A 16,629-nucleotide genomic window follows, 5' to 3' on the forward strand; every position below is an offset into this window, starting at 1 on the left:
CCCCCTCCATTTCCATGAGCGTATTGAACAACCAGGTCTTTGACAACCTTGCTTACCGGAGTTTGTACACTGAATATTAAAGCCACAGTTATTAACAATCCAATAGATTTATGATGTAGTTTCTTCATTTAAATCACCCTTTTTAAATATATTCTTCGTTTTCCTGGACAACTCGAAATATTCGCACGATTTAAAGTAGTTCTTTTCCTCATAAAATTTATGCGCTAAATATTCTTGATATTCCTTAGTATACTCTGATATATTTTGTTTTTCAAAATATTCAATACCCTCTAAAGTAATAATCTCTAATTTTGAAGCAACTACATTATCATTTAATGCTTGTAATATACGGAAATGATGTAAATACTCTTCAATACCAAGATTCTTACAGATGTTTATTCCACGCTCGATACGTTCGCAAGCAACTTCTTTTTCGAGTAATTTAACGTATTCCCTTGCTTCTACAAATAAAGCTTTATAGTTGTTTAACATTTTTTTGTTAACTTCTGAAAGAAATTGAATGGCTAAATCTGGACGTTCCTGTTTAGCATACATTAAAGCTATGTTTTGTTTTACCATCAATATGAAGGTTTCTTCTTTTATGGTTTCGAATGTATTTAATGCTAATGTATAATACTTATTCGCAAGTTCAAATTCATCTAACTCTGCATAAGTTAGTCCTAAAAGATTATTACAAAAAGCAAGGTTAGTTTCACATTCAGCGTATTTAGAAAATATTTCTTTAGCCTTTGATAATTCTTGTAAGGCTAAAAAGCCATTGTATGAATCATACAATGTATATCCTAACATATAATGAAATTCGGCAATTTCTAATTCATTATTAATATATTTTAACAAAGGTTTCGCTTTATCATAGAAAATTCTTGAAGATGGATAATTTCCGATTGCATTATAGTAAATTGCTTTAAAAAAATGATAATAATATGTTAAACAATTATCCTGTGGTATGGCAAATGTATTGATAATATTAAAACTATCTGTAGAAACGCCTAGGTTGTTAAGTAAGTAATTATGACGAAAATCTATGAGGTAGTAATGTAACATCAAATTTTGGTCTTCTTTAAATTCATTTATAACTAAGTCGATCTTATCTTTTAAAGAAATTGCTTCATCAAGATCTCTGGCTCGAATTTTAAAGTACCATTCATTTAAAGTTTGTATAAATTGTTCGTTCCCTTGTTCATTCCCTTTCACATGAACTTTCATATCTTTCTCCCCCATCATCCCATAATCCCGTAAAATAATGGGAATATTCTCATAATAAAATAATAACAGAAAAGCAATTATATATTTTATTGAAGTCTATGTTTCAATATTATTCCGAATATTCTGAGTTCATGTTTAGGATCGTAGTGTAGTGAGATTTTTGGTTTATTTGAACAGAATAATATAAATTTATCCAATTATAGTATAACATTTACAAAGTTTTTACAAAATGCATTTTTACATTTCGTTAATATTGAATAAAGTGAAGTATTAATAATGTATTTTTTTAGGTACAAATTCAAAAAGTGGCGCTTCTATCATATTTATTAATGTGCCTAGAATTTTATATGGATGGTGAGGAAATATGAATCATTATCAAATGTTATATAGTACACCGTATCTTTACCCTTCTAGAATGCTTAAGCAAATGTATAACGAAACAAAGAAGGAAGAAAATGTTTGTGCTATACGAGATCATATGTTGCGCTATGAGGTTTATTTGGATCGGCAATACAAATTTTATTATTACTTAAGTCAAAAAATTGAAGAAGATTTATATGGCGATGAACAGGCTGTCTCCTGGAATGAGCTATTAGATGAGTATCAACTTTTTAAGGATTGTAAAGGAAATTTGTCCATTAAACCAAAAGGATGGGATTAATATGACAATAATTGGAGAATTAGGTATTGTATATGGCGTGACAGGAGCTTCAGTTTTAGGAATTAAATTTTTGAAAAAGAAAGGTTTTTACCTTCCAGGTTGGCTGCTACGTGCGGGTCTAAAATGTCTGCTAATTGGAACTGTTTGGTACGTTCTAATGGATATACTAGATGTGTTTCTACGTTAGAATTACATCTGGTAGTTGAAAATGATTATACTAACGCATCTTGAACGTTTTTTTTAAGCTTCCACACAAGCTCAACTACCTTAAGGAGGTATGGAGGGAATGTTATCACTTTTATTAATTCCAGCAACCTTTATAACTGTAGCTTATTTTTACCAAAGTAATGGACCGAATGATAAGAAAAAAATTGCAACGTTTTTTGAAATTACAAAGGTATGCGTACAGCACAAAGGTGAATTACAATACCCCATTTTTATAAAAGAAATCGAAGATGACATAAGTATGAATTATGTTTACAAGTTACCACTTGGTGTACCTAGCCAGCTTATTAAAAAGTTAGCTGAAGTATTAGAAGAAGGATTATATAAACCTGTTAAAATATCGTTTCACCAAAGAGAGCTTCATATTCGAGTATTTAAGCGACGAATACCTGAAATGTGGAATTGGTCTAAAAATCTATTAAAAGAGCATACATGGAGAGTTATGATGGGGAAAGCGTTAGATAAACATGTGTATCATGATTTTGAGAAAACGCCGCATATGTGCGTGTCGGGTATGACACGGTTTGGAAAAACAGTATTTTTAAAAAATGTCATGACTAGTTTAATTTTGCAACAATCTCAACACGTAAAATTTTATATTATCGACTTGAAAGAAGGGCTGGAATTTAGTCCCTACAAAGAGCTATCCCAAGTTGTAGAAGTAGCTGAAAATCCAGAACAGGCGTTAGAAATGTTGATAAGGGTACGTGAAAAGATGGTAAAACAGATCGAAATGATGAAGAAGTCCTATTTTACCAATATCATAGATACATCAATTAAAGAACGCTGCTTTATCATAGTAGATGAAGGAGCAAACTTATGTCCTACACAGGGATTACCTAAAAAACAACGTGATGTATTATTTTTGTGCCAGGAGATGTTGTCCGAAGTCGCAAGAATCGGAGGTGGTTTAGGGTTTCGGCTCATATTTTGTACGCAATATCCTACATCTGATACGTTACCAAGACAAATTAAACAAAACTCTGATGCGAAAATAGGCTTTCGATTACCAACGGCGGTTGCCTCCCAAGTCGCCTTGGATGAACCAGGCTTGGAGGATCTGCCATCCCTGCCAGGAAGAGCATTATTTAAGACTGATCGTACAGAAGAAATCCAGGTACCTTTTTTAAAGGATACAGATATGTGGGAGTTACTGAAGCAATACAAGGTGGTGAAACAAAATGAGGCACCAGAAATTCAAACAGATCGCCAGACAAATCGAGATTTTATCGAGTTTAAATAAGCTGGAATTTGCTTCTAGGAGGCAATTACAAGCAATTCATGCTCTAGGTAGTATACGAAATGCAAATCGTGTTCTGAAGGATCTACGGCAATATTGCCATGTGACCTCTCATAACCGAGAGTATGTTTACTATCTTAATAAGAAAGGTTGTGCCTTGTTAGGTTTAGAACCGAATGAACGAAAAAAGAAGCATCAACTTGAACATATTCTTTTACGCAATGAGGCTTGGATGTGGTTAGATTTTCCGGATTGGAAGACTGAACAAGTTATAAAATTTAGATATCAAAATGAAGAAAAAATAATTGTACCAGATGCATATTATTTAGTGGATCAGATACCGCATTTTGTTGAAATTGATAGGTTACAACACATGAAGAATAATGAAGAAAAAATACAGTATTATAGTTTAATTACAAAGCTATATAAAAAACAAAGTAATGTAGTACCAAATATTTTATTTTTTACAATATCAGACTATCGTGAACAAAAGTTAGAGAGCTATGGAATGAAATATAATGTGTATGTACGTACATTTCTTTTAAAAGAAGTTTTGTAGCTTGCAACTGAATTACCTAAAATATAGATTTTTGGCAACCGAAGTGATGAAAAGGACTACATTGTTTTATAGTCCTCATCATGTCCAGAAATCGGTATTATTGACATTCTTTCCTGTTAGTTTCCGTAGAGCACTGACGATTTTATTAGCATTTTTCATACTTGGTGAAACGCTGTCTATATTGGCTAAACGACTAACTGTTGATTCTCTTAGTCCACTAATCTTCGCAATATCTACCTGTTTTAAATCGTGTTTATCTATGAACTTTCCAAGTTTTGAACGGGGTTTTTTAAACCAGCTCATATATTACACCTCATTTGTTTTTTAGTTATAATTTGTCCAAAACTTCCATTTTTCAAACTTCGAAATAAAGAATAAATGTAAAATTAGAGCATATAATAAAAATATAAAACTAAAAAACTGTAATAATTTTGTGTAATATAGCATTCATAGTAATAGCTACAAGATGCGATACGCTGAAATATACTTGCATCTTGTTGCAACTGATATTACAGAAAAAATAAAAGCTCAAACCTCTTTGATACCAAGGGTTTGAGCTTTTTATAATAATCTGATTGAATAACTACAAAACTTAAAAAAAGATTATGACTATCGAAATTTAACTGTAATTGTCGCTTCTATACTTTATAGAAATTCAATGTATTTTGATTTTGCATATTAGGAGGATTCTAGTCTTTATTTTTTCAAGATTGTTTAGCTTTTTCACTTTTTTCATAATCAGAATTTCCAGTACCATACTTTTTAATGAAGTCATGGAAAGACAATGTTTCTATTTCTGTTTCTTTCTTCATTGGTGCAACAACCTCTTGCTCATCAAATCCCTTAGTTCTAAAAGAAGAAATATCAATTGCCTTATTAGAAGCAATCACTATAACAAATCCTCTACGTTTCTTTTCACCAAAATAATTTGAAGCAATAACATCTACATCTTTTGTAAATGATACCCAATGATTATCAAAACGAATAGCCTCAACATTATTCTCGTTTAACCATTCCTTATATTTATGCTCATAGACTTTCTTTTGATCTTCTCCACGATCATCATAATCATCATAATCAGGCTTATCATTTCCGCCAATATGAACTCTATATAGCAAAGTATTTGGCTTAACAATTAAAGACTGAATTTCTAAATCATTTTTGTGATTCTGCATATCTATAAACGTTTTATCCCACATTTCATCAGTAGTAACTAATTTATTTCTTCCCCTAATACTCATATCATGTTCAGCCCATTTTGAAATTTCCACCTTTAGATTTTCTATATCTATGACTTTCGTATTTTCCATGTTCCCCACCCTTTTTATGTTGCGTATGTAACTTTATTTTACAGTGAAACCATTACTATAGTGAAATTTTTGTGGTTATTAATAATTTCAAAATTTCACGTACCATATTGATAATAAAAAAATATTTTTCAAATGGTTGTATAAGGCTAAACAATAGGTTTATAATAAGAACAAACGTTCTGTTTTTGGAGGGTAAAACAATGTTTGATTACTCGAAATGTATGAATCGAATGATTTTTTGTATAGACCTTTGTTCATTTTTTGCCAGTTGTGCATGTGTAATGAGAGGATTAGACCCTTTAAAAGTAAAATTAGCTGTGGTTGGGGATGTAAATAGAAAAGGATCAATAGTGCTTGCTGCTACTCCCGAACTTAAAAAAATGGGCATTTCTACAGCAACGAGATTGTATGAAATCCCAAAAGATCCGAACATAATTATTGTGAATGCAACAATGAGAAATTTCGTTGAAATTTCAAATCAAATTACGGAAATCTATACAAAATATGTAGCGCTTGAAGACCTACACGTTTATTCAATAGATGAGTGCTTTCTAGATATGCAACAAACAGCGCATCTTTTCGGACGTGAACCAATTGTGATTGCGAAAAGGATTCAAAAAGAGATATATGATACAACGGGTATAACGGCATCAATTGGAATTGCACCTAACCTATTCCTTGCAAAAGTTGCTCTTGATGTAGAGAGTAAACATTCAAAATCAAGGATTGTTAAGTGGTCATACGAGGATGTTTCGAAAAAGTTATGGGAAATCAAGCCTCTAAACAAAGTATGGGGAATCGGAACGGCTACTGAAGAGGTATTGCACGGAATGGGGATATTTTCCTTGAAGGATGTTGCAAAAACGCCTAAAGAGGATCTGATTAAGAGGTTTGGGAAAGTAAAGGGTGAAGAGTTATATCGCTTCTCATATGGTATAGATGAGAGTCGGATTGCAAATAAATACATTCCCAAAAGTACCTCTATAACAAAAGGACAAATCTTGCTAGAGGACTGTTTCAGCCCAAATAAATTAAAATTACTTCTTTTAGAACAAATTGAAGAAACTTGTTTTCGTTTGCGCTCTATGGATAAATGCTGTCGTACGGTTGAGCTTTCTATAGGCTATAGCAAATACATCGGTGGAGGTTTTAAGCGAGCAATAACATTAGAGCAACCGACATGTTTAACGGAAGATGTCTACGCTGCTTGTTTAAGCTTATTAAAAAAGTTTCACTCTGGTCATCCAGTGCGCCAAATAAACATTACACTAAAGAATTTGACCAGGGACGATGCAATTCAAATGTCACTGTTCGAAGATACTGCTCAAAAAGATACTAAAAGGAAATTAGCAAAGACGATGGACGGAATCCGGCATAGATATGGTAAAAATTCAATTATGCGTGGAATTAGCTATATTAAAGGGGCTACACAAAGAGAAAGGAACGGAAAAATAGGTGGACATAAAGCATAAGGAGGAATATAGACCATGATTGATAGAGGTATGATGCGATGGGTTCCATTTTCAGCAATAAAAGAACAGTTCGAGGGATTAAATGAATTGTATGAAAGACAAAATGAAGTACCGATACCTATTTTAGATGAACAAAAACTAGATCTTATAAATTCTGTTGTGTGTTGTGCAATGGCTGAAAATAAGCAAGTAAGTATCTCATACGAAAAACAGAACAAGGTATATTCCGAAGTGGGCTATATTCATTACTGCGATATGGTCTGTAATGAATTAAGATTTAAGAATCAACATGATAATGTACTATATATAAAAGTTAATCATGTTACAGATATCCAATATACATAACACTTAAAAAATTATGGGATGGGGGAATTATGATGAAAAGTCAAAAAGAGCTTATCTATCATTTTGGAGAGTTTTGGGATTTTGAGTATATTTGTTTGGAGAAAAAAGGCTTGGGGTTCCCAGAATTAGAAGAAGTAATGTTGAAATATCACATGTATAAACCTGATGAGAATTTAGAATTTAAAGAGTGTTGGATACATCGTGAATTTGTGGATGAAGAAGAATTAAGAACAGTTCAAATTATATATGAAGATAGTAAAATTAAAAGGGTTGTTCGTTTATGGGGATCTAAGAGAAATAAAGATGGAAAAGTTCTTGCAATGACCATGGATTTTTTAAATATAGATACAAAAGAACTTGAATGTGAGATAGATATATTAAATAAAGTTGGAGATAATTAAATATTCATAAACACATTTAGAATTTTGTCTTTACAGGAAATCAGAGTATGAAATAAAAAATGAGTAGGGATTATCTTTTCCTACTCATTTCTTTTATTACTAAAATTAATTCTTTTTCTTATAATCACTCATGTATTTCTTCATGAGATTCAAAATCCCATTAGCAATTGTTTAAGGTTTTAGGAAGCCTGTTTTTTACGAGAACGAATTTTTCTATACCGACCGTGTTTTACAACATGACGAACGTCTAATTCTTTATAGCCCTTATTTTGGATAGTTTCTGAAACATCTACGATGATTGTGTTAGTTAAAATGTTTACTACATAACCATTTAATTTTAAAGAAGGATTCTTGCGATCTGAAAATTGTACATAGTCACCAATTTTAATTGTTGGAACTGAAATAGTCTTTTCCATAAAAATACCTCCAAAATTTGTAATGTTATAAACTAACCTTCAAATTATTAAGTATGTTTTCCGTTTTTAAGAATTTATTCGCTTTTATATAAAGCTCGAATAGTTCAGCGCTTAAAGTAACAGTCATATTATCCCTCATACATTTAAGAACTATGATATCTTGTTCTTCATGTTCAAACATTTTTGCATATCCTAATACTTGATATACCCAACTATTCTTTTTATGAACATAAAATTCTCCACGTTTTGCTTTAGCTGCTTTCATATTTGCTCCTCCTCTAATTTTGATATTTTAAACAAATGTATTTGTTTAAAATCCATAGAGAAATCCAGCAATCAAATATGTAGTCAAAAGCATTACTATAGCAATACCAAACGTTCCGAAGAACCAAATTTGAGAATTAATACAGTCCTCAATTCCAAACCATTCACATAAGGATATATAATTATTTAAAGCATCCTGCTTGAAACTTATATGCTCTGATTCCTTTGATTGATTCTGTGTTATAATGGAGTTACTATCGTTAATTTTAGATAAGGTATTTGCCAATCGAATCACCTTCCTAGTTAATGATGTAGGAGAAAAAGTCCTGACTATCTGGCGGTGGTAAGGGCTTTTTCTTGTTTATTACTTACGAGTACGGCTGACCATGCTATTACGTGTAAGTAACACTATTCTTCAGCTTGTTTCGATTTAATCACTATATAATTTATAAAGAACCAGAAAGATAATATTATAAAAGTAACCATTCCTATTCTTACTATCCTAAGTAATAACAAGTCCATTCCCTTTTTAGGATCTGATAAAACTGTAGATATCTCAAAGGAATAATTCCAGAACATAAACATAAGTGTTGCAACACTTAATACAGAAATGATACCCAATAAGATAAGGTGAAAAAATTTTTTTACCACTTTTTATCCCCCTTTCATCGAAATTACCAATCAAATAACCTTCCTAATTAAGGATGGAGGAAAAAAAGTCCTGACTATCTGGCGGTGGTAAGGACTTTTTCTCATTTAAATTATCACTCGTGTTTAGTTTTATATATTAATGTTAATCTCAAAATCATATTGCACATGCTCAACACCTAGCTCATGATTTGCAAGTATAATCCCCTTATAAGCATTGTTAAACTTTTCTTTTGAATCATAAGTAAATTCTTCTTTTACATCCATATCGAGTTTTGGAGAATTATATACAACAATTAGCTTATACATTTGTATTCCTCCTTATTTATAATAACATTCAGCCTTAACAAAATAAGGGTTATGTTGTAAATTACATATTTACAGCACGTTTGAATTTATTTTCTTCAGCTACTATGCACATTTCTGGTAAATTTGCTCGTACTAGTTGCTCGGCAAATGGTGGAGGTACTGCGTTTCCGCATCTAGCAACTTGCTCTTTTTTAGGATAAGGTTTCCCATAAAAATCATAATCAATAATGTAGTTATCTGGGAATCCTTGAGCTGCATATAGCTCATGCGGTTGAAGCATCCTCATTCCAATATCTATAATTTTGTAATTGTTTCCCTTTAATGCGATAAGTCCAAATCTATCTCTAGTGGTGATAGTGTGTAGCGGTTCTGAAATTGTTTGTCCCACATCTGATCCATAGTATTTTGTTAAGAAAGCTGTTACTAAACCAAATCTATTTGCGGTTGGTACTGTTGCTAATGGTTTATCTAATCCACTTGCCCTTGTTTCCTTCCCTTGATGTGTGTAGTAATGTTGAATAAAACAAGCTTTACCATCAATGATATATGGCTTATCATTGTTCACTACGAATTTTTGAATACCTCTACTAATACGAAGCATCGTGTTTTTAGCTAATGGCTTTTTCCTTTCAAAAATTGAAGGGGTACCGATATTCCAGTCGATTATTTCGGCTGCTGCACGCCACGGTTTTAACTTTCCAGCCTTTACGGCTAAACTTGTTGGGTCTCCATGAGTTGGTTGTGGCCATACAATAGGTTTCCCGTCACATCTAGCAATCATGAAAAACCTCTTTCTAATCGTCGGTGCTCCATAATCACATGCTCTTAATTCCTTAAATAGAACTTTATAACCTAATGCCTCTAACGACTTTAAAAATGAATTAAACGTAAGTCCTTTTTTATTTACATCAGGATAACCATCTTTTATAGGTCCCCAAGTTTTAAATTCCTCTACGTTTTCCAGCATAATCACACGTGGTTTAACAGCTATCGCCCACTTAACGGCAATCCAGGCTAACCCTCTTACTTTTTTTTCAACAGGTTTTCCGCCTTTCGCTTTTGAAAAATGTTTGCAATCTGGGGAAAACCAGGCAAGCCCCACTTTTCTTCCTTTGACCGCTTCAACAGGGTTAACATCCCAAACACTTTCGCAATAGTGCTCTGTCGTTGGATGATTTACCTTGTGCATCGCAATGGCTGCTGGATCATGATTGATAGCAATATCAACTGAAAGCCCCGTTGCCATTTCAATTCCTGTCGAAGCGCCACCTCCTCCAGCAAAATTATCCACTATAATTTCCCGAAACAAATCTAACTGCAATTCAAATCACCTTCTTAGTTAATGATGTAGGAGAAAAAGTCCCGACTATCTGGCGGTGGTAAGGGCTTTTTCTTGTTTATTACTTACTAGTTAGTCTGTTCATGCCATTACGAGTGACTAACCAAACTTTTCCGCTTTTTCTTGCTTCATTTTCGTGAAACTTGCCTCGGTTGCACCATTTATTTACAGTGTTCTCCGCAAGTCCCCATATTTGTTCAGCTTCTCTTGTTGTATAAACGAAAAATAGAGCTTCCTCTAATTTTTCATTTTTAATTTCATTCATTAGTTGCTATTGATCCCTCCTTTGTTTTCTTATACTTATTATAATACTTATATGTCTTGTTTGCAAGACATAATTAGAAAAATTGATCATTAATAATTCGACATGTATCCGACAATACAAAAAAGAATCTAATTAAAATTAGATTCGGAATGTATCTAGTACATTATCTTTTTCTTCTTTATTAATGCCAATGTATCTAAGTGTAATTTGTGGCGTACTATGATTCAATATTTCTTGTAACATAGCAATATCTTTTGTTTGCTTGTAAAACCAATATCCAAATGTTTTACGCATGGTATGCGTGCCTAAAGATTCGACTCCGGCAAAATCTCCGGCTTTTTGTAACTGTCGATAGGCTTGAATTTTACTAATGGGTTTATCCCCTTTTCGAGAAGGAAATAACCAGGGACTTTTTAAACTTTCAGCGTATGGAAGTACTTCCTCAAAAATGGACGTAATATTTATGATACGCTCCTTTTTTGTCTTTCCTTCTTTTACCTTAAATTCTTTCCGTTTTTTTCGCTTCAGTTTTAAAATCTCAACCGTTTCCATTTTAAGTAAATCACTTACACGTAACCCTGTATTAATACCAATTAAAAATAAAATGTAATCACGATCTGAACAATGACGTTTAAGAGACCATTTCATGTCTTCGAGCTGTTCTTTGCTTCGAATTGGTTGTACATCGATTAAATGTTGCTTTTTATCCATCTGTTTTTCAATCCCTTTAATTTCAATGATTTGAATGTATACTTTTTCTGTTATTTTTAGAATATCAGTAAAAATAGATAAAAGTCAATGTTTAAGGGGAAATGAAAGTAAACTTTTGGCTAAAAGTTTACTTTCGGTTTTTTCATCATTTATAGTTGAGATTGTAATGATTTTCTCAATATAGATATATATGTTATTTATGGTTTTATATAGAAAACTAACGAAAAATATAATATTATAAAAAATAAGCTGGTTTCTGTCATTTGTTTTTCCCTTACGTTAAAGATAAGATCATACTCTCCGATCTTATCTTTTTCATTTGTAGTTTGGTAATATAAAAAAGAGAATCCTTATAACAAGACAAGGATTCTGCAACAGGAAAGAACAAACATATAATAATAAAAATAATTTATTTTGAATTTTCTTTTAATTTGAGTTCTACTAAAAAAAGAGTCAAGTCTCATTTAGGCTATGTATTTTACAAAACCCCAATTCTAACATACGAGAATTGGGGTTTTGTAGTTTGTTTCTCTTTCCTAAAAAAAAGAACAAGAATTACTTAAGAATTGTGGAAATAGCTTGTTTGTAGATTAATTGTTGCTTACCATGAACCATCATAAGAACGGTGAATTTATCCATTGCAAGGATCTGTCCACGTACTGGAACGCCATTCTGTAAAAATACAGTAACTATCCCTTTATTCTCTTTCAATTGCTCAAACATCTCTTCTTGTAGGTTATACATGAAATTCCCCCTATTTATATCTACTTTTCTTTTAATACTTGCTGCGGCTCATTGTTGTCTATTTCCCATTTACCTACTAGTCCAGGGCTGTATTATTTTAATTCCTACATCCTTTTTATTAATGCAAAGATGATCTTTCCCTTTTTTCTCGCATATACACTGCAAATTGCATCATTTCTTTTTGGGTAAATTGTTTTCCTTCAGTTGCCCCTTGTTTAGCCGACCCAATAAATACTAAATCATCCCATTTAGAAAATGGTTCTTCTCCTTTAAAGACCATTTCACTATATCTTTTCCATTCCCCGTCAATGTTTACTACATTATATCTTCCCTCATTAGCTAAGAAACTCATTGCAAACATTTTATCAGAGTAATAGAAATCACATTCCCTATTCGGATCGAGTAATTCTTCCCAACTAATATTAGCCTTTAAATCTTCTTCTGGAATTTCACGTTTCTCTGTTTCAATAAGTTCATAAGATGAAATAGGTAAATCGTCTAACTCATCATAATATACTTCTTTCATGATCCAACAGTCTTTACTTGCGCCTTCTGCATAATATTGATACCAACTATTGTCATGCGTTTTAAATACATAAATAAATCCATCTGTAACTGTCTTACGATAAGTTTCAACGATATAACTGCGGTCAAAATACCCCGTTTGGTCATATAGTGTATCATCATCATGATAAGTTTCAGTTTCAATAATGAGTTTCTTTTTCTCGCCCTCAATTACATATTCATAGCCGTCGACTACTGGAAAGTCTTCTGGATAATCATTCATACACCTTTTTTCCATTAAGCAATCCTTTACTTTGCTTATGGCTGCTTCAGGAATTTCCTCTAACTCTACGAACTTTTCAAATTCATTATTAATATCTATTCCATAAGGTTCTAATATTTGATGCAATTGTCTAGCAACCCTTGTTTCTTCATAAATCATATATTCATACTCTTTAGGATTGAATTCTGTTACTAAAACATACGTATCCAAAGGGTTTATCGTATATGTATTTACCCATTTATTAGGCTGATTGAAAACTCCGTGTGGGATTAAATATCCCCATAGCACTACATACTTCTGAAATTTCTCTTCTGGCACTACAAAATAGGATGAACCTTCGTTTGTTTCTCTTTCTAGTACACGTTTTCCACTGAACAATTTACGCATATACATACCCCCATGATTAGTACAAAATAATAAAATATAAGGCTCATACTAAGTGTAATACTATCATATTTAAATTGAAATACGGCTCTAGGTACATATTTCACAAGAAATCTATCCAAAATAAAAATAATATCTCCATTTCACACAAAATAGTATCCAAAACAGACGAGACCGAATCCATTAAGCGGACTAATTAAGCACAAAATTAAATGTAGACTATTACTATTGTGTTTTCTTTTTTATTAAACATTACGGTACGTGAAATTTTATATATCACTTATTAAAAAAGCCCCCATAGATCTTACACCTATGAGAGCTACCTAAGGGTATTTAGACTTTCGACTCCATTCTATTGTAACAGGCTTTCACCATACATGAGAAACATAATGAACCAAAAACAGACAATCATAATAAGAAACTCTTTAACCCCTTGCTGAAAGGAAATACGCCCTTCTTCCATTCTACATGCCCCTTTTCTCTACAACTTTTTATATGCTAAAATATAGAGGAAAGAAACCTGCCAATTTCTTTCCCAGACGGTCACTCATGACTTTGCTCTTTGTTTGCTTTTGCAAATGAAGAGCTTTTATTTTGCATACTTATGCTTACTTTCTAACATCGCATAACGCAATAGCTTTAATTTTGTCTCTCTTTTCAATGCTTTCCACTCAGATACACCAATTTTCATTTTCCATTCCTCCAATAATTAAATTTGTTATTTATATAGCTTATAAGTTCCAGTTGTAAATCTTTCTAATTTGTTTATCGCTGAATCCTTCATGGACAGCGAATATTTCTGGAAAATCGGAGAGACACAAATCAATAATTTTATTATCAGTTGTTCTTATATAATAATACTGAACAGCCCCTTCATAATTCGAATATAAATAGTATTTATTAATTTTATAATTTAATCCATTTTTCTCTAATACCTCATAAAGCTTATTTTTAGTTTCATCCATTACGTCAAAAATCGTTAACTGCTCCATTATTAACAGCCCCTCATTGCGTAAATTTACTAAACTAATTCTAAGAACAAGGTTGTTTCATTATGTTCATTGGTATGCACATTAAACTGTTTTCCTGTAGCTTCTAATGCACTAAAAAGCATTCTTTTATATCCTTGATCCATAAAATCTACACTTATTTGACCATGATTCATAATAAATTGAAGATCAGCCATCATCTTTTTAACTTTCCGTTCCATATAATAACCTCCTCAATAAAGTTATATAACTTATATAACTATTCTATTACTCATTTTTCTGGTTGTCAATATAAGTTATATAACTTATAATATTTTTTATAGAGGAGGTTGCTATATGGCTGTTAATAAAGACAAGTACACTCAAATTTTAGTTACTTTTACAAAAGAACAAGTAGAACAAATAGAAAATTATTGGCATGAAAATAAGCTGAAGAACCGAAACGAAGCAATTCGTCAGATCGTAGACAAAGGGTTAAGTCGTAAATAATGGCTACCCTTTTTATTTTTCCTAAAAAACCTAAAAACGCATATAAATCCCCTTTCTCCCTTTACATGCGTTTTTATAACAAATACGAATTATTATATTAAAAACCCCTTCAAAACCCCATACAAACAAATCTGAAGGGTCGTTTTTTAGTTAAACTGATTTTTTCATGTATTCTTTATACAAATAAAAAAAGAGCCGGATTTTCATCACAGCTCATGAATTAATTGGTTCTGTATGTGTACATGTGGGATATTGTGAACAGCCAAAAAACTTATTACCTGTTTTATTCGAATTTCGAATGACTAAATCATGTTTACATGTGGGACATTTCCGTTCTGCAGGTTTTACCCCTTGATACACATCTTCAGCCGAATATTCGGGATTGATTTTATTAATCAATTTCTGAAGTTCTACACGATCTATTAGTTTTACATTACAAGCTTCAGCTAATTCTTTCGCCTGTCTTGTATACACACTGTTCGTTACAACCCAGCCCTCATTTGCTTTGTAATAGGCTTGTGCTGCATATATCTCTTGTACGGCACTAATGCCAACTCTATTTTTCATCCCGTAGCGTTTTGCCTGGATGACAATACGATTTTTTCCCTTCAATACCAGATCCGCCCCGAAATCATTTGACTGTTTTGTGACTGTTGGAGAATAACCCAACTCTCGAAAGAGAGCTTTTAGGTATACTTCGAATTGATGTCCGTCCATTTTGTCTATATAACGAATACCAGACTTAGCCATTCGCTTTAATATTCTTCGCTCCTGGATCTTCCGGTACATGAATTTACAAATACGAAAAAGAACGTAAAGGATAAAACCATACATCAAAATTTGTAATATGTTTGGCATTTCTGGTAGATTAGACACTTCGCTCCACCTCTTTAATTGGTTTCATTTTCTTTGGTTGGGCTGTTTCTTTTGCCTGTTGCTCATTCACTTGTTTCTTCCGGACATCGTTCCAATCCTTTTCATTTGTTGGAATATCCTCTTTAAGGTCTACAAAGCATTTCATTGTCTGAATGAAGTCTTTCCCAGCTTTATCATTATCAACTGCCATAATGACCTCTTTAATATCGTGCCCTTCTTTTTTCGCATCCATTAAAGATTGAATTACTGTTTTTGACTTCAATCCATGCATAGAAACCAGGCGAGCGTTTTGTATCTTATTTTGTTTGATACTCCAATGAGATAACATGTCGATAGGATCTTCATAAAAATAAATCTTATCCGGTTTACCTACATCAACCGTAAAACCGGCATTGATTTTTTCATAATTTGGGACAATTTGCTTAAAGCTTCCTCTTTTATTCTCCATTTTGACTGTACCTTGACGGTTCATACCAATGACTTGCCCTTTTCCTCCTTCTTCCCTCCATTTAAACACCACATTATTTTTCTTATCCTGGGCGATGAGATCTTTTTTAATCAACCAATTCACCAAGCGAGGATCTATTTTCCGTTCATCAATTAAGTATCGCTTGATTTCTGTTTGTTTCGGCACCTCTAAGTGTTTTGGATAGCTAAACGGCTGCTGTTCTTTTTTGCGCTCCTCTTCAGCTTTTGAACGATCAAACTCTTTGTAGTCCCCCTTCTGAATGTCCATCACGGCTTGTGGGAATGTCATGTCATAGTACATCATCGCAAAGCTAATCGCTCCATATCCTTTTTCCCCTCGACTATTCCAGGCGTATTGATTGCCTTTAATGATGAGACTGTCATGCTCCGTATGACGATAATAGTTTCCTTCTTTCTTAAACGTTTCTCCTTTTGCTTCCAGATATGAAATCAAGTCAACTTTTCTTGCTTTCATCGCATCCTCCGTACTGACACGTGCC

At 32.6% G+C, this 16,629-nt stretch carries 24 protein-coding genes; 8 read left to right on the forward strand and 16 right to left on the reverse strand.

Translation table 11 applies throughout. The features are described 5' to 3' along the window. Positions 1-108: 108 nt before the first annotated feature. Positions 109-1,227: a response regulator aspartate phosphatase gene (locus ACLBXA_RS28660; RefSeq protein ID WP_098289622.1), complete on the reverse strand. Its 1,119-nt coding sequence runs from the start codon at positions 1,225-1,227 to the stop codon at positions 109-111. Between the two features lie 364 nt (positions 1,228-1,591). Between ACLBXA_RS28660 and ACLBXA_RS28665 the strand changes: the two genes are divergently transcribed. From ACLBXA_RS28665 to ACLBXA_RS28680, 4 genes are all read left to right on the forward strand, one after another. Continuing rightward, entirely contained in the window at positions 1,592-1,888 is a 297-nt protein-coding gene (locus ACLBXA_RS28665; protein ID WP_098289620.1) for a hypothetical protein, read from the forward strand. A gap of 1 nt (position 1,889) precedes the next feature. Further along, entirely contained in the window at positions 1,890-2,075 is a 186-nt protein-coding gene (locus ACLBXA_RS28670) for a hypothetical protein (protein ID WP_000152452.1), read from the forward strand. 99 nt (positions 2,076-2,174) lie between these two features. Next, positions 2,175-3,356 carry an FtsK/SpoIIIE domain-containing protein gene (locus ACLBXA_RS28675; protein WP_161114098.1) on the forward strand — a complete coding sequence of 394 codons (1,182 nt, stop codon included), beginning with the start codon at positions 2,175-2,177 and terminating at the stop codon, positions 3,354-3,356. After that, a complete protein-coding gene (locus ACLBXA_RS28680; RefSeq protein WP_447617691.1) occupies positions 3,295-3,912 on the forward strand; it encodes a replication-relaxation family protein in 618 nt (205 codons plus the stop codon). The genes ACLBXA_RS28675 and ACLBXA_RS28680 overlap by 62 nt, the downstream gene beginning before the upstream one ends. Before the next feature lie 78 nt (positions 3,913-3,990). Here ACLBXA_RS28680 and ACLBXA_RS28685 read toward each other — a convergent pair whose 3' ends face one another. Both ACLBXA_RS28685 and ACLBXA_RS28690 read right to left on the reverse strand, forming a co-directional pair. Further along, the gene (locus ACLBXA_RS28685; RefSeq protein ID WP_447617692.1) at positions 3,991-4,215 is read right to left on the reverse strand and encodes a helix-turn-helix domain-containing protein; all 225 of its coding nucleotides are present in this window, start codon (positions 4,213-4,215) and stop codon (positions 3,991-3,993) included. A gap of 401 nt (positions 4,216-4,616) precedes the next feature. Further along, the gene (locus ACLBXA_RS28690; RefSeq protein ID WP_447617693.1) at positions 4,617-5,222 is read right to left on the reverse strand and encodes a hypothetical protein; all 606 of its coding nucleotides are present in this window, start codon (positions 5,220-5,222) and stop codon (positions 4,617-4,619) included. Between the two features lie 200 nt (positions 5,223-5,422). Here ACLBXA_RS28690 and ACLBXA_RS28695 point away from each other — a divergent pair, with 200 nt between their 5' ends. The 3 genes from ACLBXA_RS28695 to ACLBXA_RS28705 are packed head-to-tail and all read left to right on the forward strand — an operon-like array spanning position 5,423 to position 7,440. Continuing rightward, positions 5,423-6,694 (forward strand): Y-family DNA polymerase, encoded by a 1,272-nt coding sequence (locus ACLBXA_RS28695; RefSeq protein WP_447617694.1) that lies wholly within the window; start codon positions 5,423-5,425, stop codon positions 6,692-6,694. 15 nt (positions 6,695-6,709) lie between these two features. Beyond that, complete coding sequence (locus ACLBXA_RS28700) at positions 6,710-7,039, forward strand: YolD-like family protein (RefSeq protein WP_447617695.1); 330 nt, start codon at positions 6,710-6,712, stop codon at positions 7,037-7,039. Positions 7,040-7,071: 32 nt separating this feature from the next. Then, entirely contained in the window at positions 7,072-7,440 is a 369-nt protein-coding gene (locus ACLBXA_RS28705; protein WP_447617696.1) for a hypothetical protein, read from the forward strand. A gap of 179 nt (positions 7,441-7,619) precedes the next feature. On the opposite strand, the gene ACLBXA_RS28710 is transcribed toward ACLBXA_RS28705, so the two are convergent. The 11 genes from ACLBXA_RS28710 to ACLBXA_RS28760 all read right to left on the reverse strand — a co-directional run bounded on the left by ACLBXA_RS28710 (position 7,620) and on the right by ACLBXA_RS28760 (position 14,517). Continuing rightward, positions 7,620-7,856: a DUF2187 family protein gene (locus ACLBXA_RS28710; protein WP_048536220.1), complete on the reverse strand. Its 237-nt coding sequence runs from the start codon at positions 7,854-7,856 to the stop codon at positions 7,620-7,622. Positions 7,857-7,881: 25 nt separating this feature from the next. Further along, positions 7,882-8,121: a hypothetical protein gene (locus ACLBXA_RS28715; RefSeq protein ID WP_447617697.1), complete on the reverse strand. Its 240-nt coding sequence runs from the start codon at positions 8,119-8,121 to the stop codon at positions 7,882-7,884. A gap of 407 nt (positions 8,122-8,528) precedes the next feature. Then, complete coding sequence (locus ACLBXA_RS28720) at positions 8,529-8,771, reverse strand: hypothetical protein (protein ID WP_447617698.1); 243 nt, start codon at positions 8,769-8,771, stop codon at positions 8,529-8,531. Between the two features lie 129 nt (positions 8,772-8,900). Beyond that, positions 8,901-9,077: a hypothetical protein gene (locus tag ACLBXA_RS28725; RefSeq protein ID WP_176520631.1), complete on the reverse strand. Its 177-nt coding sequence runs from the start codon at positions 9,075-9,077 to the stop codon at positions 8,901-8,903. A gap of 61 nt (positions 9,078-9,138) precedes the next feature. Continuing rightward, positions 9,139-10,398, reverse strand: coding sequence for a DNA cytosine methyltransferase (locus ACLBXA_RS28730; protein WP_447617699.1), 1,260 nt, complete (start codon positions 10,396-10,398; stop codon positions 9,139-9,141). A 79-nt stretch (positions 10,399-10,477) separates the two neighbouring features. Further along, positions 10,478-10,681, reverse strand: a complete 204-nt coding sequence (locus ACLBXA_RS28735) for a helix-turn-helix domain-containing protein (RefSeq protein ID WP_447617700.1) — start codon at positions 10,679-10,681, stop codon at positions 10,478-10,480. 138 nt (positions 10,682-10,819) lie between these two features. Beyond that, the gene (locus tag ACLBXA_RS28740) at positions 10,820-11,392 is read right to left on the reverse strand and encodes a tyrosine-type recombinase/integrase (protein WP_098106280.1); all 573 of its coding nucleotides are present in this window, start codon (positions 11,390-11,392) and stop codon (positions 10,820-10,822) included. Between the two features lie 555 nt (positions 11,393-11,947). Further along, entirely contained in the window at positions 11,948-12,136 is a 189-nt protein-coding gene (gene hfq, locus ACLBXA_RS28745) for an RNA chaperone Hfq (RefSeq protein ID WP_447617701.1), read from the reverse strand. 118 nt (positions 12,137-12,254) lie between these two features. Beyond that, positions 12,255-13,310 carry a hypothetical protein gene (locus ACLBXA_RS28750; protein ID WP_447617702.1) on the reverse strand — a complete coding sequence of 352 codons (1,056 nt, stop codon included), beginning with the start codon at positions 13,308-13,310 and terminating at the stop codon, positions 12,255-12,257. Positions 13,311-14,038: 728 nt separating this feature from the next. Then, positions 14,039-14,299, reverse strand: a complete 261-nt coding sequence (locus ACLBXA_RS28755) for a hypothetical protein (protein ID WP_447617703.1) — start codon at positions 14,297-14,299, stop codon at positions 14,039-14,041. Between the two features lie 29 nt (positions 14,300-14,328). Further along, complete coding sequence (locus ACLBXA_RS28760) at positions 14,329-14,517, reverse strand: hypothetical protein (RefSeq protein ID WP_002204218.1); 189 nt, start codon at positions 14,515-14,517, stop codon at positions 14,329-14,331. Positions 14,518-14,632: 115 nt separating this feature from the next. On the opposite strand from ACLBXA_RS28760, the gene ACLBXA_RS28765 reads away from it, so the two are divergent. After that, positions 14,633-14,785, forward strand: a complete 153-nt coding sequence (locus tag ACLBXA_RS28765) for a hypothetical protein (RefSeq protein WP_000290205.1) — start codon at positions 14,633-14,635, stop codon at positions 14,783-14,785. 213 nt (positions 14,786-14,998) lie between these two features. Here the strand turns inward: ACLBXA_RS28765 and ACLBXA_RS28770 are convergent, their stop codons facing one another. Then, positions 14,999-15,661 carry a restriction endonuclease gene (locus tag ACLBXA_RS28770; RefSeq protein ID WP_121868706.1) on the reverse strand — a complete coding sequence of 221 codons (663 nt, stop codon included), beginning with the start codon at positions 15,659-15,661 and terminating at the stop codon, positions 14,999-15,001. Then, a partial coding sequence (locus tag ACLBXA_RS28775) for a DUF3991 domain-containing protein (RefSeq protein WP_447617704.1) occupies positions 15,654-16,629 on the reverse strand: 976 nt, incomplete at its 5' end. The genes ACLBXA_RS28775 and ACLBXA_RS28770, both read right to left, overlap by 8 nt.

The sequence above is a fragment of the Bacillus sp. D48C genome, from assembly GCF_053345735.1.